At 68.9% G+C, this 16,352-nt stretch carries 16 protein-coding genes and 1 tRNA gene; 10 read left to right on the top strand and 7 right to left on the bottom strand.

Features of this window, described 5'->3' with window-relative positions; translation table 11 throughout:
• The first annotated feature begins 91 nt into the window (after positions 1 to 91).
• The 4 genes from J7E89_RS05090 (at position 92) to J7E89_RS05075 (ending at position 3,396) form a co-directional block, all read left to right on the top strand.
• Positions 92 to 667, top strand: a complete 576-nt coding sequence (locus J7E89_RS05090; protein ID WP_138894399.1) for a TerD family protein — start codon at positions 92 to 94, stop codon at positions 665 to 667.
• A gap of 96 nt (positions 668 to 763) precedes the next feature.
• A complete protein-coding gene (locus tag J7E89_RS05085) occupies positions 764 to 1,339 on the top strand; it encodes a TerD family protein (protein WP_214968840.1) in 576 nt (191 codons plus the stop codon).
• Between the two features lie 49 nt (positions 1,340 to 1,388).
• Positions 1,389 to 2,537 (top strand): DUF475 domain-containing protein, encoded by a 1,149-nt coding sequence (locus tag J7E89_RS05080; protein WP_214968838.1) that lies wholly within the window; start codon positions 1,389 to 1,391, stop codon positions 2,535 to 2,537.
• A 115-nt stretch (positions 2,538 to 2,652) separates the two neighbouring features.
• Positions 2,653 to 3,396 (top strand): Tellurium resistance, encoded by a 744-nt coding sequence (locus J7E89_RS05075; protein ID WP_214968836.1) that lies wholly within the window; start codon positions 2,653 to 2,655, stop codon positions 3,394 to 3,396.
• A gap of 90 nt (positions 3,397 to 3,486) precedes the next feature.
• Here the strand turns inward: J7E89_RS05075 and J7E89_RS05070 are convergent, their stop codons facing one another.
• Entirely contained in the window at positions 3,487 to 4,308 is an 822-nt protein-coding gene (locus J7E89_RS05070) for a TerD family protein (RefSeq protein WP_214968834.1), read from the bottom strand.
• A gap of 168 nt (positions 4,309 to 4,476) precedes the next feature.
• On the opposite strand from J7E89_RS05070, the gene J7E89_RS05065 reads away from it, so the two are divergent.
• From J7E89_RS05065 to J7E89_RS05050, 4 genes are all read left to right on the top strand, one after another.
• Positions 4,477 to 5,637, top strand: coding sequence for an HpcH/HpaI aldolase/citrate lyase family protein (locus J7E89_RS05065; protein WP_214968831.1), 1,161 nt, complete (start codon positions 4,477 to 4,479; stop codon positions 5,635 to 5,637).
• A gap of 1 nt (position 5,638) precedes the next feature.
• Positions 5,639 to 8,224, top strand: a complete 2,586-nt coding sequence (locus J7E89_RS05060) for a phosphoribosyltransferase (protein WP_214968829.1) — start codon at positions 5,639 to 5,641, stop codon at positions 8,222 to 8,224.
• Positions 8,221 to 9,048, top strand: coding sequence for an HAD family hydrolase (locus J7E89_RS05055; protein ID WP_214968827.1), 828 nt, complete (start codon positions 8,221 to 8,223; stop codon positions 9,046 to 9,048). The genes J7E89_RS05060 and J7E89_RS05055 overlap by 4 nt, the downstream gene beginning before the upstream one ends.
• Positions 9,049 to 9,128: 80 nt before the next feature.
• Positions 9,129 to 9,788, top strand: coding sequence for an O-methyltransferase (locus J7E89_RS05050; protein ID WP_214968825.1), 660 nt, complete (start codon positions 9,129 to 9,131; stop codon positions 9,786 to 9,788).
• 3 nt (positions 9,789 to 9,791) lie between these two features.
• Here the strand turns inward: J7E89_RS05050 and J7E89_RS05045 are convergent, their stop codons facing one another.
• From J7E89_RS05045 to J7E89_RS05035, 3 genes are all read right to left on the bottom strand, one after another.
• Complete coding sequence (locus J7E89_RS05045; protein ID WP_214968823.1) at positions 9,792 to 10,007, bottom strand: zinc ribbon domain-containing protein; 216 nt, start codon at positions 10,005 to 10,007, stop codon at positions 9,792 to 9,794.
• A gap of 39 nt (positions 10,008 to 10,046) precedes the next feature.
• Positions 10,047 to 11,405, bottom strand: a complete 1,359-nt coding sequence (locus J7E89_RS05040; RefSeq protein ID WP_214968821.1) for a hypothetical protein — start codon at positions 11,403 to 11,405, stop codon at positions 10,047 to 10,049.
• A 70-nt stretch (positions 11,406 to 11,475) separates the two neighbouring features.
• Complete coding sequence (locus J7E89_RS05035; RefSeq protein WP_374196784.1) at positions 11,476 to 12,231, bottom strand: DUF4097 family beta strand repeat-containing protein; 756 nt, start codon at positions 12,229 to 12,231, stop codon at positions 11,476 to 11,478.
• Between the two features lie 196 nt (positions 12,232 to 12,427).
• Between J7E89_RS05035 and J7E89_RS05030 the strand changes: the two genes are divergently transcribed.
• Positions 12,428 to 12,502 (top strand) — tRNA-Val (locus J7E89_RS05030).
• A 317-nt stretch (positions 12,503 to 12,819) separates the two neighbouring features.
• Here J7E89_RS05030 and J7E89_RS05025 read toward each other — a convergent pair.
• On the bottom strand, positions 12,820 to 14,472 hold the full coding sequence (locus J7E89_RS05025) for an IS1182 family transposase (RefSeq protein WP_308315335.1): 1,653 nt from the start codon (positions 14,470 to 14,472) through the stop codon (positions 12,820 to 12,822).
• 412 nt (positions 14,473 to 14,884) lie between these two features.
• On the opposite strand from J7E89_RS05025, the gene J7E89_RS05020 reads away from it, so the two are divergent.
• A complete protein-coding gene (locus tag J7E89_RS05020; RefSeq protein ID WP_214968816.1) occupies positions 14,885 to 15,121 on the top strand; it encodes a helix-turn-helix domain-containing protein in 237 nt (78 codons plus the stop codon).
• A 255-nt stretch (positions 15,122 to 15,376) separates the two neighbouring features.
• Here J7E89_RS05020 and J7E89_RS05015 read toward each other — a convergent pair whose 3' ends face one another.
• A complete protein-coding gene (locus J7E89_RS05015) occupies positions 15,377 to 15,742 on the bottom strand; it encodes a hypothetical protein (RefSeq protein ID WP_214968814.1) in 366 nt (121 codons plus the stop codon).
• Positions 15,739 to 15,975, bottom strand: coding sequence for a hypothetical protein (locus J7E89_RS05010; protein ID WP_214968812.1), 237 nt, complete (start codon positions 15,973 to 15,975; stop codon positions 15,739 to 15,741). The genes J7E89_RS05015 and J7E89_RS05010 overlap by 4 nt, the downstream gene beginning before the upstream one ends.
• Positions 15,976 to 16,352 lie beyond the last annotated feature (377 nt).

The following is a 16,352-nucleotide window of genomic DNA, read 5'->3' as shown; positions in this document are numbered from 1 at the left end:
GAATTACGGATCAAGTCTTAGGATCGACTCGTTGATCCGATGCCAGCGCATTACGGGGGTCCTCGGGCCCTCGACACACTTGGGAGGACTCGTGGGAGTCAGCCTCAGCAAGGGCGGCAACGTCTCGCTGACCAAGGCCGCCCCCAACCTGACCGCGGTCATCGTCGGTCTGGGCTGGGACGCTCGTACCACCACCGGGGGTGACTTCGACCTCGACGCCAGCGCGCTGCTGACCAACGCGGAGGGCAAGGTCACCAACGACTCGAACTTCGTCTTCTTCAACAACCTCAAGAGCCCCGACGGCTCGGTCGAGCACACCGGTGACAACACCACCGGTGAGGGCGAGGGCGACGACGAGGTCATCAAGGTGAATCTGGCCGGTGTGCCGGCCGACGTCGCCAAGATCGTGTTCCCGGTCTCGATCTACGAGGCCGAGGCGAGGCAGCAGAGCTTCGGCCAGGTCCGCAACGCGTACATCCGCGTCGTGAACCAGGCCGACAACACGGAGCTGGCGCGCTACGACCTGAGCGAGGACGCCTCTACCGAAACCGCGATGGTCTTCGGCGAGCTGTACCGCAACCAGGCGGAATGGAAGTTCCGGGCCATCGGCCAGGGTTACGCCTCGGGCCTGCGCGGCATCGCGCAGGACTTCGGCGTCAACGTCTGAGCGGGCTCCCCTCACGACCGTCCGGCGCCGCACTCGCAGTGCGGCGCCGGACGCGCCTCACCAATCATTTCCGTACCGCGGGGAGGAAGCAAGATCATGGGTGTCACGCTCGCCAAGGGAGGCAATGTCTCCCTCTCCAAGGCCGCACCGAACCTCACTCAGGTGCTGGTCGGGCTCGGCTGGGACGCGCGCTCCACCACAGGAGCCGACTTCGACCTTGATGCCAGCGCGCTGCTGTGCCAGAACGGCCGGGTGCTCGGCGACGAGTACTTCGTCTTCTACAACAACCTCAAGAGCCCCGAGGGCTCGGTCGAGCACACCGGCGACAACCTGACCGGTGAGGGCGACGGCGACGACGAGTCGATGATCATCGACCTCTCCCTGGTGCCCGAGCACTGCGACAAGATCGTTTTCCCGGTCTCGATCCACGACGCAGACAATCGCGGGCAGACATTCGGCCAGGTCAGCAATGCCTTCATTCGGGTGGTGAACCAGGCGGACGGTCAGGAACTCGCCCGCTACGACCTCTCCGAGGACGCCTCCAGCGAGACCGCGATGATCTTCGGAGAGGTGTACCGATACGGCGGCGAATGGAAGTTCCGAGCCGTTGGGCAGGGGTATGCGTCGGGTCTGCGGGGCATCGCCCTAGACTTCGGGGTCAACGTTTCGTAAAGCCGCGCACGGCGCGGGGGAGACCCGTACTTACACGATGGGGTAGCCAGTGGTTCTGAAAACCTTCGGCTGGTCGTTTGCCGTCACGGCACTCGGACTGGCCTTCGCCGCCTGGCAGTGGGGGTGGGAGGCGTTCGGGGTCGTACTGATCCTGTCGATCCTCGAGATCTCACTGTCCTTCGACAACGCGGTCGTCAACGCCGGAATCCTGAAGAAGATGAATGCCTTCTGGCAGAAGATCTTCCTCACGATCGGCATCCTGATCGCTGTCTTCGGTATGCGGCTGGTCTTCCCTGTCGCCATCGTCGCGATCAGTGCCAAGGTCGGTCCCATCGAGGCGATTCAGCTCGCGATGGACAAGCCCGAGCAGTACGAATCCCTGGTCACGGACGCCCACCCGGCGATCGCGGCCTTCGGTGGCATGTTCCTGCTCATGATCTTCCTGGACTTCATTTTCGAGGACCGGGACATCAAGTGGCTCGGCTGGCTCGAGCGTCCGCTGGCCAAGCTCGGCAAGGTCGACATGCTGTCGGTCTGCATCGCGCTGATCGCCCTGCTCGCAGCGGCGATGACCTTCGCGACCCACGCGCACACCAGCACGGGATACCAGGACAAGTCGGCCACGGTGCTGCTCGCCGGTGTCGCCGGCCTGATCACGTACCTCATCGTCGGCGGTCTCTCCAGCCACTTCGAGAACAAGATCGAGGAAGAAGAGGAACGCGAGCACGAAGAGGAGGAGAAGGCCAAGGCGGAAGGCAAGGATGTGTCCGCCGTGGGCCTGGCGGGCAAGGCCGCGTTCTTCCTCTTCCTCTACCTGGAAGTCCTCGACGCCTCGTTCTCGTTCGACGGTGTCATCGGCGCCTTCGCCATCACGAACCACATCTTCTGGATGGCGCTCGGCCTCGGTATCGGCGCGATGTACGTACGTTCGCTCACGGTCTACCTGGTCCGCCAGGGGACCCTGGACGACTACGTCTACCTGGAGCACGGCGCGCACTACGCGATCGGCGCGCTCGCGGTCATCCTGCTGATCACCATCGAGCACGAGATCAGCGAGCTCATCACAGGTCTCATCGGCGTCTTCCTGATCGCCGCCTCCTTCTGGTCCTCGATCCGCCGTAACAAGGCGCTCGCGGCAGCCGAAGGCGGAGAAGGCCCGGCCTCGGGGGACAAGACTGAGGTCCAGTCCGGGGTGTGACCCCGTAGGGATTGAGGAACGCTCTGAGCGGGGCGGTCACGAGGCGTCGGCCTCGGGGCCGCCTCGCGGCGTTATCCGGCTTATACGAGTACGAGCCACCTGGGGGGTGGGCGGGATGGCCATCTGGGACAGCCTGCGGCGGGACAGGTCGGCCGAGCAGTTCGCGTCCGGCAGTGCGGCGAGCAACGCGATCGAACTGACCAAGCGGAACCCGTCGGTCTCGCTCACCAAGCAGGGCGCGACCACCGGTAATCTGCGCGTCAATCTTTCGTGGCGGATGCGCACCTCGGACATCGGGGGCAACAAGCAGCGGCGCAGTGGGAGTGTGCTGCGCCGGCCGTTCAAGTTCTTCCAGCCGGAGCTGGTGCAGGCGCACACCCAGGGCGTGGTCAATGTCGACCTCGACCTGGGCTGCCTCTACGAGCTCGTGGACGGCACCAAGGGCGTCGTACAGCCGCTGGGCAGCTTCTTCGGGAGCCTGAACGCGCCGCCGTACATCAAGCTCAGCGGCGACGACCGCTTCGGCGCCCCGTCGGGCGAGACGATCTACGTGAACCTCGACCACCGCGAGGAGATCAAGCGGCTGCTGGTCTTCGTCTACATCTACGACCAGACGCCCGCCTTCGACCGCACGCACGCCGTGGTGACGCTCTACCCGAGCAATGGCCCCCGGATAGAAATCGAACTGGACGAGCGTGCCCCGCAGGCGCGCTCGTGCGCGGTCTTCACCGTCGAGAACGTCAAAGGCGATCTGATGGTGCGCCGCGAGGTGAAGTTCGTCTACGGCTTCCAGGCAGAACTGGACCGCCTGTACGGGTGGGGCCTGCAATGGGGCCGCGGCTACAAGACGAAGGCGTGACAAGGCGGCTCGCAGCGGGGCTCCTTGCCGCCCCCGGCCCGGAAGGGGCGGGGGCGGGGTGGGCGGGAAAGAAAAACCCCCGCACCGCCCCTACTGGCCGCGCACGAACTGCGGCCCCTGCGGCGGTAGCCGGAAGTTCGGGTCCGGAGCAAAGGCAGCGGCAGCAGCCGGCTGCGGATAGCCATAGGCGGGCTGAGTCGAAGCCGACTGGGGGAAACCGTAGGCGGGCGCGGGCGCGGGCGCGGCAGCCGGCTGCGGATAGCCGTACGCAGGCTGCATCGGCTGAGTGGGCTCGGAGGGCTGGACCGGCGTCGCCCGGGCAGCCGCAGGGGCCGGATCCGCCCCGTCCGCCCCCTCCGTCTCGTCCACCGAGATCCCATGATCCGTGGCCAGCCCGATGAGACCGTTCGAGTAGCCCTCACCCAGCGCCCTGAACTTCCACCCCTCGCCGCGCCGGTACAGCTCCCCGCAGATCAGCGCGGTCTCCGCCCCCGTCTCCGGCTTGACCTCGAAGTACGCGAGCGGCTCACCGCTCCCGGACGCGGTGGCGTCGTACACCTGGATGCACAGATCCCGCACGCGCTCGAACGGCACATCGTCCGTCGAGGCGACGATCAGAACCCGGTCCACGGCCGGCTCCAGCGCCGCGAGATCCGTCTGCACGGAGTCGGTCACGCCGTCGGGTTGGCGCTTCTTGCCCAGACTCCGCACCAGCCCCGAGGGGTGGCGGGGCTGGTTGTAGAAAACGAAGTCCTCGTCGGAGCGTACGCGCCGGTCGACGCCGAGCAGCAGGGCCGAGGCGTCCACTTCGGGGACGTCGGGGCCGGGGGTCCAGCGCAGCACAGCCCTTACGGCTGTGGCATCGAGCGGGACGTTCGAGCCCTTCAGCATGGCGTGCGTCATGTCGGTCATCCTGCCTCCCCGGGGCTCCCCCGGACAACGCGGGGGCCCCTTCCAGGCATAGGTGCTTTCACGTGGGTAACCTGAAATTCACGTATGCGGGGAACTCTTGACACCACCCCTACGTACTATTACCGGCCATACAACGATGGGCCGACACGGCGGCACGGGGGGATTTTCATGCGTCATTTCGGACATATTCCACCCCCTGTCCGGGAGAGCCTGTTCCATCAGGAGCCCGTGACGTTCGACGCCGGCTCCTCGGCCCGTACGCTCTCCGCCGCTCTCGGCGCCACGCTCTACAGCCCGGCCACCCGGCCGCGACTCGCTGACGACGTGGCGAAGCAGGCGGGGCGCGGGGTCATCTCGATGGTGCTCTGCCTGGAAGATTCCATCGACGACGGGGAAGTCACCGGCGCCGAGGAGAACCTCGTGCGGCAGTTCGCGGAGCTCGACGCGCGCGGCCTGGAGCTGCCGCTGCTGTTCGTCCGGGTCCGGGAGCCCGCCCAGATTCCCGATCTGGTGCACCGGCTCGGCCCCTCGGCTCGGCTGTTGTCCGGATTCGTACTGCCGAAGTTCACCGAGGAGCGGGGCGTCGCCTTCCTGGAGGCGCTGACGGCCGCGGAGGCGGTGAGCGGTCACCGGCTCTTCGCGATGCCCGTGCTGGAATCGCCGCAGCTGCTCCACCTGGAGACCCGGGCGGAGACGCTCGCGGGCATCGCACGCACGGTCGACAAGTACCGGGAGCGGGTCCTGGCGCTGCGGCTGGGCGTCACCGACTTCTGCTCGGCGTACGGGCTGCGCAGGGCGCCCGACATGACGGCGTACGACGTCCAGATCGTGGCCGGGGTCATCGCTGACGTGGTGAATGTGCTCGGACGCTCGGACGGGACGGGCTTCACGATCACCGGCCCGGTGTGGGAGTACTTCCGCGTCCAGGAGCGGATGTTCAAGCCGCAGCTGCGTCGCAGCCCCTTCGTGGGGCAGGCGGAGGCGCTGCGTGCGTCGCTCATCGAGCACGACATGGACGGCCTGCTGCGGGAGATCTCGCTCGACCGTGCGAACGGGCTGCTGGGCAAGACCTGCATCCACCCTTCGCACGTGCTGCCCGTGCACGCGCTGTCGGTGGTCAGCCATGAGGAATTCAGCGACGCGCAGGACATTCTGCGGCCGGAGCGGGGCGGTGGCGGAGTGATGCGTTCCGCGTATACGAACAAGATGAACGAAGTGAAGCCGCACCGCGCGTGGGCCGAGCGCACGCTGCTGCGTGCCGAGGTTTTCGGCGTGGCGCGCGAGGACATCGGATTCGTGGAGCTGTTGACAGCGGGAATAACCGACTGAGATGGGGACGGACGAAGTGGTGTGGTCGGGAACGTGGGTCGCGGAGCGGCTCGGCGTCGAACTCGTCGGTGACGGCGAGGGGCAGGGGCCGGGCGGGCTGCACGATCTGCTGGGCCTGGCCCTGCGCCGCAACCCGAAGCGGGCCCATCTGCTGGTGTCGAACGTGCTCGGCAAGCACGTACCGCAGCTGCCGTCGCGGGTGTACGGCGCGGGATTCGCGCTCGGCGAGGACGTACGGAAGCTGCTGGGCGAGGAGGCGGCCCGGCGTGCCGTGGTCCTCGGGTACGCCGAGACGGCGACCGGGCTCGGCCACGCGGTGGCGGACGGCGTGGGCGTAGCGCCGTACCTCCACTCGACGCGGCGCCCGGTGGACGGCGTCGCGACGGCGGGCGGCTTCGAGGAGTCCCACTCGCACGCCACCTCGCACCTGCTGCTGCCGGAGGACCCCGCGCTGCTGGCCGGCGATGGGCCGCTGGTCCTCGTCGACGACGAGTTCTCCACCGGCAACACGGTGCTCAACACCATCCGCGACCTGCACGAGCGCTATCCGCGCGAGTGGTACGTGATCGTGGCCCTGGTCGACATGCGCTCGGCGCGGGACCGGGGGCGGCTGGAGGAGTTCGCGCAGGAAATCGGCGCCCGGGTCGACCTGATCGCGATGGCCTCGGGCACGGTCCGCCTGCCGGCGGACGTACTGGCGAAGGGCCAGGCCTTGGTGGCGCGGTACGACGACACGGCGGCTGGTAACGCTGTGGCCGCTGGGACGGACGTCGGTGCCGGAGGTGCCCAGGGGGCCCGTGGCGCCCGCCTGAGGCCCGCCGACGCCCCTCCCGGGGCTGCCAAGCCCACCCGCGTCGAGCTGGGCTGGCCCGAACCCGTGCCCGACGGGGGACGGCACGGGTTCGGCCCCGCGCACCGGGCCCTGCTGGAGGCCTCGCTGCCGGGCATGGCGGACCGTATCGCCGGGGCGCTGCCCGAAGACGCCCGCCGCGTACTGGTCCTCGGCTTCGAGGAGCTGATGTACGCACCGCTCAGGCTGGCAACCGCGCTGGAGAAGCGGGTCGACGCCGAGGTGCGGTACTCGACCACCACACGCTCGCCCGTGCTCGCCGTCGACGATCCGGGCTACGCGATACGCACGCGGATCGTCTTCCCCGCGCACGACAGCCCCGCCGACGGCCCCGGCACGCGGTACGCCTACAACGTCGCGGGCGCCGGCTTCGACGCCGTCGTCGCCGTCGTCGACTCCGCCGCCGACACCCCCGAACTTCATGCCCCCGACGGCCTGCTGGCCCGCCTCGCCGCCCACACCGGGCACGTCGTGCTGGCGGTCGTCCCTTCGTACATACCCGCCCCTTCGCACATACCCGGTGTGCCCGGCATACCGGACGCCGCGTCCGAGCAAGTCCCCCAACGGCAGGAGCCGCCCATGCCCGAGCCCCTCCGCGGCCCCGCCTTCTCCTCCTACGCGCCCGACGACGTCGGCTGGCTCCTCCAGGACCTCTCGGACGTCGAGCTCGAGGCCCCGACGGAGGAGCGCGAGGAGGCGATCCAGAGCGGCGGCGCGCACTACGCCGAATCGCTGCCCGTCGAGTACCAGCCGAGCCCGCAGTACCAGCAGCTCTTCAAGGCGGCCCTGGAGACGTCGGCGGCCCGTATCGCCCGCGCCGTGGCCACCGTCACCGAGACGGTCCTCGCCGAGCGCTCACCGCGCCCCGTGCTGGTCTCCCTCGCCCGCGCCGGCACGCCCGTCGGCGTGCTGATGCGCCGCTACGCCCAGCACCGGCACGGGCTCGACCTCCCGCACTACGCCGTCTCCATCGTCCGCGGCCGCGGCATCGACGAAACCGCCCTGCGCTGGCTCGCCGCACACCACGACCCGGCCGATGTCGTCTTCGTCGACGGCTGGACGGGCAAGGGCGCGATCACCCGTGAACTCGCCGAAGCACTGGACAACTTCGCCGCCACCACCGGCATCGGCGGATTCGACCCCGAGATCGCCGTCCTCGCCGACCCCGGCGGCTGCGTGAAGACGTACGGCACCCGCGAGGACTTCCTCATCCCCTCCGCCTGCCTCAACTCCACCGTCTCCGGCCTGATTTCCCGTACGGTGCTGCGGTCCGACCTGGTCGGCCCCAACGACTTCCACGGGGCGAAGTTCTACCGCGAACTCGCGGACAACGACGTGTCCGGTCACTTCCTCGACACCGTCGCCGCCCGCTTCGACGAGGTAGCGGACGCCGTGGAGGCCGACGTCAAGGAACTGCTGTCGGCGGACCGTGCGCCGACCTGGGAGGGCTGGGCAGCGGTCGAGCGGATCAGCGAGGAGTACGGCATCCACGACGTGAACCTCGTCAAGCCCGGTGTCGGCGAGACGACTCGCGTTCTGCTGCGCCGCGTCCCCTGGAAGATCCTCGCGAAGCGCGACGCCGGCGCCGACCTCGACCACGTGCGGCTGCTGGCGGAACAGCGCGGCGTACCGGTCGAGGAAGTCGACGGCCTCCCGTACACCTGCGTCGGGCTGATCCACCCCAAGTACACACGCGGCGCCACCGGCGCGGACGGCAAGGCGGTGGCGGCGAAGTGACCAGCCACCCTCCCGTCCTGATCGCCAGCGATCTCGACCGCACCCTGATCTACTCCACCGCCGCCCTCGGCCTGCGCATGCCCGACGCCCAGGCGCCGCGCCTGCTGTGCGTAGAGGTGTACGAGAGCAAGCCGCTCTCCTACGTCACCGAGACCGCCGCCGCCCTGATGGTGCAGCTCGCCGCCGGGACCTGCTTCGTACCGACGACCACCCGCACCCGCGAGCAGTACCACCGGATCCGGCTCCCCGTCCCCACCCCCGCCTTCGCGATCTGCGCCAATGGCGGACACCTGCTGGTCGACGGAGTGTCCGACCCGGACTGGCAGGCCCAGGTGGCCACGACACTCGCGGACGAGTGCGCCTCCCTGGCCGAGGTCCGCGCCCACCTCGTCGCCGCCGCCGACCCCGCCTGGCTGCTCAAGGAGCGGGTCGCCGAGGACCTCTTCGCCTACCTCGTCGTCGAGCGCGCGCTGCTGCCGGACGAATGGGTCAAGGAACTCGGAGAGTGGGCGGAGGAACGAGGCTGGACGGTCTCCCTCCAGGGCCGCAAGATCTACGCCGTACCGAAGCCGCTCACCAAGAGCGCGGCCATGCGCGAGGTCGCCCGCCGCACCGGCGCCACACTCACCCTCGCCGCAGGTGACTCCCTCCTCGACGCGGACCTGCTACTGGCGGCGGACTACGGCTGGCGGCCGGGACACGGCGAGCTGGCCGACACGGGCTGGACCGCCCCGCAGGTCACCGTGCTGCCCGAGGCCGGTGTCGCGGCGGGCGAGGAGATCCTGCGCTCCTTCATCCGCGCGGCCGGCCGACACCCGGTCTGAACACCCGGCGGCGCAGGGGGGAGTGTGCAAAGCTCGCCGGGGGACCTGACAGCTCGCCGGGGGGTCTGACAGGGAGTGCGATGAGCAAAGGAAAGAGCACCGCGGTCACCGACGAGCTGTACGCGTACATGCTGGCGCACAATCCGCCGCTGGACGCCGTCCAGCGGGAGCTCGTCGAGACGACCCACCGGCAGCTGCCCCAGTACGCGCGCATGCAGTCCGCCGCGGAGCAGGGTCCGCTGCTTGCCTTCCTGGTCCGGCTGACCGGGGCGCGGCACGTCGTCGAGATCGGTACGTTCACCGGCTTCTCCGCGCTGTCGATGGCGCAGGCCCTGCCCGCCGACGGCCGGCTGATCACGTGCGACGTGTCGGAGGAGTGGACGGCGTACGCACGCGAGGCCTGGGCGAAGGCGGGCGTCGCCGACCGCGTCGAGCTGCGCCTCGGCCCCGCCCTGGACACCCTGCGCGCCATGCAGGCGGAGCCGCACATCGACTTCGCTTACGTAGACGCCGACAAGGAGAACTACGTCCCGTACTGGGAGGAGCTGGTGCCCAGGATGCGGCAGGGCGCAGTGATCGCCGCCGACAACGTCTTCTGGGGTGGCGGGGTCACGGACCAGGACGCGACGGGTGCGGCGGCGGCGATCAAGGAATTCAACGACCGGGTGACGGCCGACGAGCGCATGGAGAGCGTCATGATCCCCGTCGCGGACGGAGTGACGCTCTCCAGGAAGCGCTGACCCTCAGCCGCAGCACCCGCCGCCGCAGCACCCGCCCCCACCGGAGGGCGCGGGAGAGGGGGACGACTTAGCCGTCCCGCCCACGGCGACGGCGGACAGCAGCTTGACGGTGTCGTCGTGCCCGTCCGGGCAGGTGGCGGGCGCGGAGGACTCGGCCATGGGCCGGTTCAGCTCGAAGCTGGTGCCGCAGGAGCGGCAGCGGTACTCGTAACGGGGCATGCGAACAGGTTACTGAGTCCTACCGAGTCGCCGACCGGCTCAGGAGCCCGCGCCCCGTTCCTCCCGGATGTCCGAGACGACCCGCGCCACCGTCCGCCGTACCCCCTCCATCTCGGTCAGGAAGTGCCAGTAGTCGGGATGGCGGCCTTCCAGACCGGCGACGGCCCGGTCCAGCCGGGCCACCGAATCGTCGAGGGGGCGGGCATGCCGCGGATCGGGCGTATTGCGCCCGGCCATGGCCAGCCGCTGGGCGTCCCTGATCGCGAACCGCGTCCGCTCGATCTCATGCTGCGGGTCCTTGGACACGGCGTTGAGCCGCTGAAGCCGGTCGCCGGCCGCCGAAACCGCCTCGTCGGTGGAGTTGAGCAGCGCCCGGACCGTACTCAGCAGCGAGATGGCGTCCGGCCATCGCTGCTCGTCCCGCGCCTTCGCCGCTTCCCTGATCTTCTCCTCGGCCTGCCGGACCGTGCTCGCCGTCTGCGCGGGTACGCCCTGAAGGTCCTGCCAGCAAGCGGCCGTGAACCGGCGGCGCAGCTCGCTCAGGACCGGCTCGACCTTGCCCGCCCGGGTCGTCAGCGCCTGGGCCCGGGTCCGCAGCGACACCAGCCGCCGGTCGATCTCCGCCGCTCGCTCCGGAAGCCGCTCGGCCTCGGTCCGTACGGCATCGGCATCACGCAGCACCTGATCCGCGCGCTGCAGCGTCTCCGGTACGCCGTGCCGCCCGGCGCCCTGGTTGAGCTTGGTGAGCTCGGGCGCGAGGGCCGCGAGGCGCGCCGCGAGATCGTCGGCCCTGAGCCCCGAGGCCCGTACCGCGTCAAGAGCGTTGCTCGCCGCGAGAAGCGTCTGGCGGGCTCGCTCCACTGCGGGCGCGAGCCGGGCGAGCTGCGTCTCGGCGGTTTCGAGCAGTGGCCCGAGCCCCGCCGCATACCGGTCGAGCTCACCCTTGACCCGTACCAGCTCGTCCTTGGCACTGCTCAACTCCGCGCGGGCCCTGGCAGCCGTCGAGGCCTCCAGGTCGTCGCGGTCGAGGTCGTGGGCGTCGACGGCGGTGATGTACGAATGACTGACCTCGTCGATACGCCGACCGAGCGCCGCGAAGTCCTCCACGGCCTTGCGCGCGGCCGGCGTACTGTCCACGGCCGTGATCGTCTCGATCGAGATCCGCAGGTCACGCTGGGCGGTGTCCAGCTCGTAGAAGGCCGCGGCGGCCGCGTCCTTGGCGGCCTGGGCGTCGGCGCGCACATTTTCCCCACGCCCGCCGAACCAGCGCCTTGTACCGCCGCCGGCGAAGGCGAGGGGAAGCGCGACGAGCAGCGGCACCGGCAGCAGCAGGAGCGCGACGACATCCCTGACGGCACGTACTCGCTGCGTGTACGGCTGCGCGTGTGTCGCCGTCACATCCCTCTCCCGTGCTGTGTCCACCTGCCCGGTTCATTCTCCCACCAGGAATGACGAACACAGGGGCCGGTTAGTTCGCGCTTCGCACGGTAACTTCCCCGTTGTCGCTGCGAGCCCGCACGACATGCGGACTGCTCGGATCGCGCGGCACGTCGATCCGCACGTCCCCGTTGTCGCTCTTCGCCGCAACGCTGTACGTGGCGTGGGGCAGTTCGATGCCGATCTCGCCGTTGTCGCTCGTGGTCTCCACCAGGTCAGGGACGACCGCAAACCCCATCCGCACGCTCCCGGAGTCGGAGGTCGCGTTCACCCGCTTGGACGAGATCCCTTCCCCGACGATTTCCCCGTTGTCGCTGGTCAGCTCCAGCGGCCCGCTGGAGTCCTTGACGGTGACCTCGCCGTTGTCGGACCGAAGCGTCAGAGCGGTGTCGAACCCGGCGGCCGTCACGCTCCCGTTGTCGTCCTTCACCGTGACGGCGACCCCGCGCGGCACCTTCACCCGATGCCACGACTCGCAGTCGCTCACCATCGCCGTGCAGTGCTGCCGCAGCACGAGCTTCCCGCCCTTCATCTCCCAAGTGGACTCGGGCCCCTCCCCGAGAAACACCCACCCGTCGGCACGCCGCGTGACCTCCACGTCCTTCACGTCGGCCGGAACGAGCTCCAGGGCGGAGTTGTCCGCGTCAATGGTCAGCGAGTCCCCACTGAACGGAAACGACCGCTGCTCGGCGGGAGCGTCCTTGGCCTCGGTGCCACAGCCACTCAGAGCCACCACGCCGACGAGGGCCCCGCCGACGGCCAGAAAGGTGCGGGTACGAAGTGCCACGGTGATCGATCCCCCAAGTAGTCCCACGTGTGAGCCTTCACCGTACGAACGGACCCCACCCAGCACGATGCGGACCACCACCGAACCGTGGTGGGGTTATCCCCACCAGCCCGCGCGCCCGACGCTCCACAGCGCCCCACCAGGCAACCGATTGCAATCCCTCCCCCCACTCCATGTACGCTGTTGCCTCATCCACGGGTGCGTAGCTCAGGGGTAGAGCGCTGCTCTTACAAAGCAGATGTCGGCGGTTCGAAACCGTCCGCGCCCACCAGTGTTGAGCAGCAGGTGAGAGCCTGATTGCAGCCCCCCAGGACGGTCATTCCTGGGGGGCTCTTTCATGATCAGAGTCCGCATAGGGTCCACATCCCCGGCCAGCCCTGCCGAGAGCGTCACCCGTTCGGGGGGTTGTACAGCAGTGCTGGGGCCGTAGAGTGCTGACCACGGGAGGGGCAGGCCGTCTCCCCACGCGTGCCTGACACGCGCCTCCCGCATCCTGTGCGTACCCGGCGGGGAGGCTGGGACCACAGGGAAGGCCCCCACCGGTTATGTCGGACGCTGACTCTGTCGGGGATCTTGGAGTGGTTGAGATCAGGCGCGGAGGGTTCGCCAGGACTTCGACCGGGGGAACCCGTTCTTGTCCAGGTAAGTCTGGAAGGCAGTCGGTGGTCGGGCTGAGCGGACTTCGTCGGTGGGTTCCCGGCTGCTGAGGCGTTCGATGTTGACTGCGATGGCCGTGAGTACGTGTTGCAGGTGGGCTTTCGGTTGCCCGCGGTAGCGGCAGCGGCGCATGCCATGTCCGTGGACGAATTCGTTGATGGTGCCCTCGACTCCGGAACGGGCCGCGTAGCGGGTCTTCCATTCGGGTGTCCGCTGCTCGGCCCGGACCCGGAGTTGCAGGTCACGGAGTTCCCGCGGGGGGAAGCCGACGGTTCGGGCGCTGTCGGCGGTGGTCGTGCAGCGGGCGCGGACCGGGCAGGGACGGCACTGGCTCTTGGTGAACCGTGCCACGATCAGAGGTGCCGCAGTGGGTGAGGAGGTCGGGTAGGGGCCGTGCCATCCACGGCTGATCTCGCCCTGGGGGCAGGTGACCTGCTGGCGGTCGAAGTCGATGTGGAAGTCATCACGGCCGAAGCCGTCGTTCTTACGGTGCTGGCGGGTGGAGTTGACCGGCAGTGGCCCGGTGACCGCGACCTGGTGTTCCCGGGCTGCCTGCTCCAGATGGACCAGGGAGGTGTAGCCGCCGTCGACCAGATGCTCGGCCGGCAGCAGCCCACGGCGCTTCAGCCGGGTGTGGATGCCGGGTAGAGCCTTCGCGTCGTAGCCGGTGGCGTCGGTGGTGGCCACGTCCGTGACTACGTTGATGCCGTCGGGAGTACAGGTCTCGGTGAGGTGCGCGACGAACCCTTTCCAGCGGGTGGTATGACCGCGGCGCGCGTAGCGGACCGTCGGGTCGTAGGGCGAGACGACCGCGACCGACGAAGGAGGCAGCCCGCCGTCCTCGGCGGTTCGCCAGCGCAGGCGGCCGGCCCCGTCACGGTAGTAGTTCTGCACCATGATCTGGCGCAGAGCCTGAACGCGGGGACCAGACAGGCGTTCCGCATCGTGCTGCCCGAGGTGCTCCAGCAGCCGGACGGCGTCGTTACCGGTGGCGAGGATCCTGCTCTTGGGGCGGGTGGGGTTCTTGCCCAGACGGACCGGGCGGCCGTAGCGGCGCCCCCACTCCTCGTCGATCAGGCCGGCCAGCAGGTGCCCGGCGGTACTGGCCAGCTCTTCCAACGCGGCCCGCACCGCCTCGGTGACCAGCTCCAGCCGAGTCAAGTCACGCACCACGGCCAAGACATGAGTGGAATCGGTGCGCTGCGTGGTGCGCTCACCCACCAGCCCGGCGTCCTTGAGCCGGGCCAGCGCCAGGTCGAGGAGCCGATCAGCGCGATCGCCCTCAATGAGGCGTTCACGAAAGTCGGCCAGCACGCTGTGGTGGAAGCCTGGATCGTCCAGCTCCAGAGCCATGGCGTACTTGAAATCGATGCGGCAGCGCACTGCCTCAGCCGCCTGCCGGTCCGAGAGACCGAGAAGGAACTGAAGTACGCAGACGGTGGCCAACTGGGCAGGTGAGAGTCCCGGCCGCCCGTCGCGTGGATACCAGTCGGCGAAGTCCTCGTCGTCCCACAGCCCGTCCAGCCGGTCTCTCACCCACATCGCTGTCGTTCCGTTCGGGTTGCTGGCCCGTGCGATCTGCACGGTCAGAGAAGGGACTTGCTCACCAGAACGCGAACGGAACGACAACGAACACCTCGGCGACTACATCGGCCTGCGGGACAGCCCGAGCATGCCCGCTGATCATGCTGCCGCACCGGGAAACTCCAAGATCCCCGACAGAGTCAGCGTCCGGTTATGTCGGTGGGGGCCTTCTGCGTCCAACGTAGACCGCCCCGCACCCTAGTGGGTGCGGGGCGGGACGCCTTGACCAAGTCATAGCGTCTAACGGCGCAATCTGGCGGACACGCGGACGCCAGTGCGCCGCTGGGGAGCCGAGCGCCGGCGGCCGTGGGGGCGGGCGAGGGCTCGGCAGTCTGCGGGTACCTCGTTCGAAGATCACTAAATTTACCTGTACAGGAAAGACTTACGCACATGATCATCCGACGTTGTTCGGGTGCCAGTCGATCCCCCGCCCGCATGGGTACTCGCCCAGCGCAGGACTGTCGGGGACCGCATCCGGGCCGCGCGCTTGGACGCGCAGCTGAGTCAGGTGAAACTCGGCGAGCTGGTCGGCGTCGACCACAAGACCATCCACCGCATTGAGCACGGCACATCGGATCCCAGCCTCGGGGTACTGCTCCTCATCGCCGACGCCATCGGCGTACCGCTCGCGGATCTCGTCAGGCATTGAAGCTCTCTCCCGGCTGAAGCCGGGAGATTCCCTTCTGGATTGCTCCGAGGGGTTTGACGGCTCTTGCGTCCGTCCGTACGACGATCCTCCCGACCGCCGGGCAGGTCGGTGACCTGCCAAGTTTCGCCAACTTGGTTGTCGCTGGTGGATGTTCACACTCTACAGGGAGCTGCGACGCTCCGCGTCGCAGAGACGAGGGATGGCCTTCACCTCCCCCGTAAACGGGGGAGCACTGGCCAAGATTGAGGTAGAGGGTTAGCCCTCCATGTTGCCGCAGTTGTTACAGATGAACATGGGGTACCCGGTGGGGTTGCCCTGGTCGTCCGTCTCGACGGTGCGGTACATGGTGCCGCCGCACTTGCTGCACCCGCGGGTCTGAATGGTCTGTCCCATGGTCTTCTCCATCTCGCTGATGATTCGTCGGTCGGCGTCGCGCTGCTTGGCGCGCGGACCGAGAGCGGCGTCCAGCAGGGCGATGGCGTGCTCGCGCTCCTGCTGGTGCCGCTCAATGTCCTCCGGACTGTCCCCAGGGATCGCGTACCGGGTGCACGTGCGGCAGTACCAGCGCTCGGGGAGCGCGGCCGCGCGGTGCATCGGGGTCTGGCAGCGGGGGCAGATCACACGTCCTCCATATGGCCGCAGGCGGAGCAGACCCACAGGTCTCGCTGCATCCACATCGTCCTGCGGCAGCGAGGGCATCCGGTCGTCTGGATGCCCAGCCGGGTCATGAGGGGCGGGTCCGGAGTGGCGGCCGCGTACGCGACGATCCGCTCGCGCTCCTGGTCGTCATCGCTGGCGGCCATGCGGAGCAGTCGGGCGGTGCGGGTACGGGCCTCGTCGGCGAAATTGGTCATCTCGCCGGGCAGATTACGCCGTCAAGGGCATGGGGCGGGGCTCGCTGGCGGACTTCACCCGGCGGTGTCATGAACGGCCCGCGTTACGGTGCGGTCGGCCGCGTCTGTGACACACGCACGCGCAGCGAACCCGGACGGCTACTACGCCGCCGGCCTTGATGTCCTGTTTGCCGTCGCACAGCGGGTGCTCGCCGAGCTGGCACTCACCCGTCACGTCCGAGCGGTGCCCCGTCGTAGTGGTCATGCGTCAAGCCCAGCGCGGTCAGCCGCTCGCCTTGCGATGTCCGCGGCGGCGGCCTTGCGGCATTCGGCGCATGCCTGGACCGGCACGCACGGGCCCGAGTTCGTCATGCCCCACAGGGCGTCGAGCTCGGTGT

Origin of the sequence: Streptomyces sp. ISL-100 (assembly GCF_018614615.1) — a bacterium.
Lineage (GTDB): Bacteria > Actinomycetota > Actinomycetes > Streptomycetales > Streptomycetaceae > Streptomyces.
The sequence above is the reverse complement of the archived record's forward strand: the minus strand, read 5'-3'. Positions and strand labels throughout refer to the sequence as shown.

What these genes read in the sequence shown, in the direction of transcription:
- J7E89_RS05085 (WP_214968840.1), top strand. Translation starts at nt 764, where the DNA reads ATGGGTGTCACGCTCGCCAAGGGAGGCAATGTCTCCCTCTCCAAGGCC.
- J7E89_RS05075 (WP_214968836.1), top strand. Translation starts at nt 2,653, where the DNA reads ATGGCCATCTGGGACAGCCTGCGGCGGGACAGGTCGGCCGAGCAGTTC.
- J7E89_RS05070 (WP_214968834.1), bottom strand. Translation starts at nt 4,308, where the DNA reads ATGACCGACATGACGCACGCCATGCTGAAGGGCTCGAACGTCCCGCTC.
- J7E89_RS05065 (WP_214968831.1), top strand. Translation starts at nt 4,477, where the DNA reads ATGCGTCATTTCGGACATATTCCACCCCCTGTCCGGGAGAGCCTGTTC.
- J7E89_RS05060 (WP_214968829.1), top strand. Translation starts at nt 5,639, where the DNA reads ATGGGGACGGACGAAGTGGTGTGGTCGGGAACGTGGGTCGCGGAGCGG.
- J7E89_RS05050 (WP_214968825.1), top strand. Translation starts at nt 9,129, where the DNA reads ATGAGCAAAGGAAAGAGCACCGCGGTCACCGACGAGCTGTACGCGTAC.
- J7E89_RS05045 (WP_214968823.1), bottom strand. Translation starts at nt 10,007, where the DNA reads ATGCCCCGTTACGAGTACCGCTGCCGCTCCTGCGGCACCAGCTTCGAG.
- J7E89_RS05010 (WP_214968812.1), bottom strand. Translation starts at nt 15,975, where the DNA reads ATGACCAATTTCGCCGACGAGGCCCGTACCCGCACCGCCCGACTGCTC.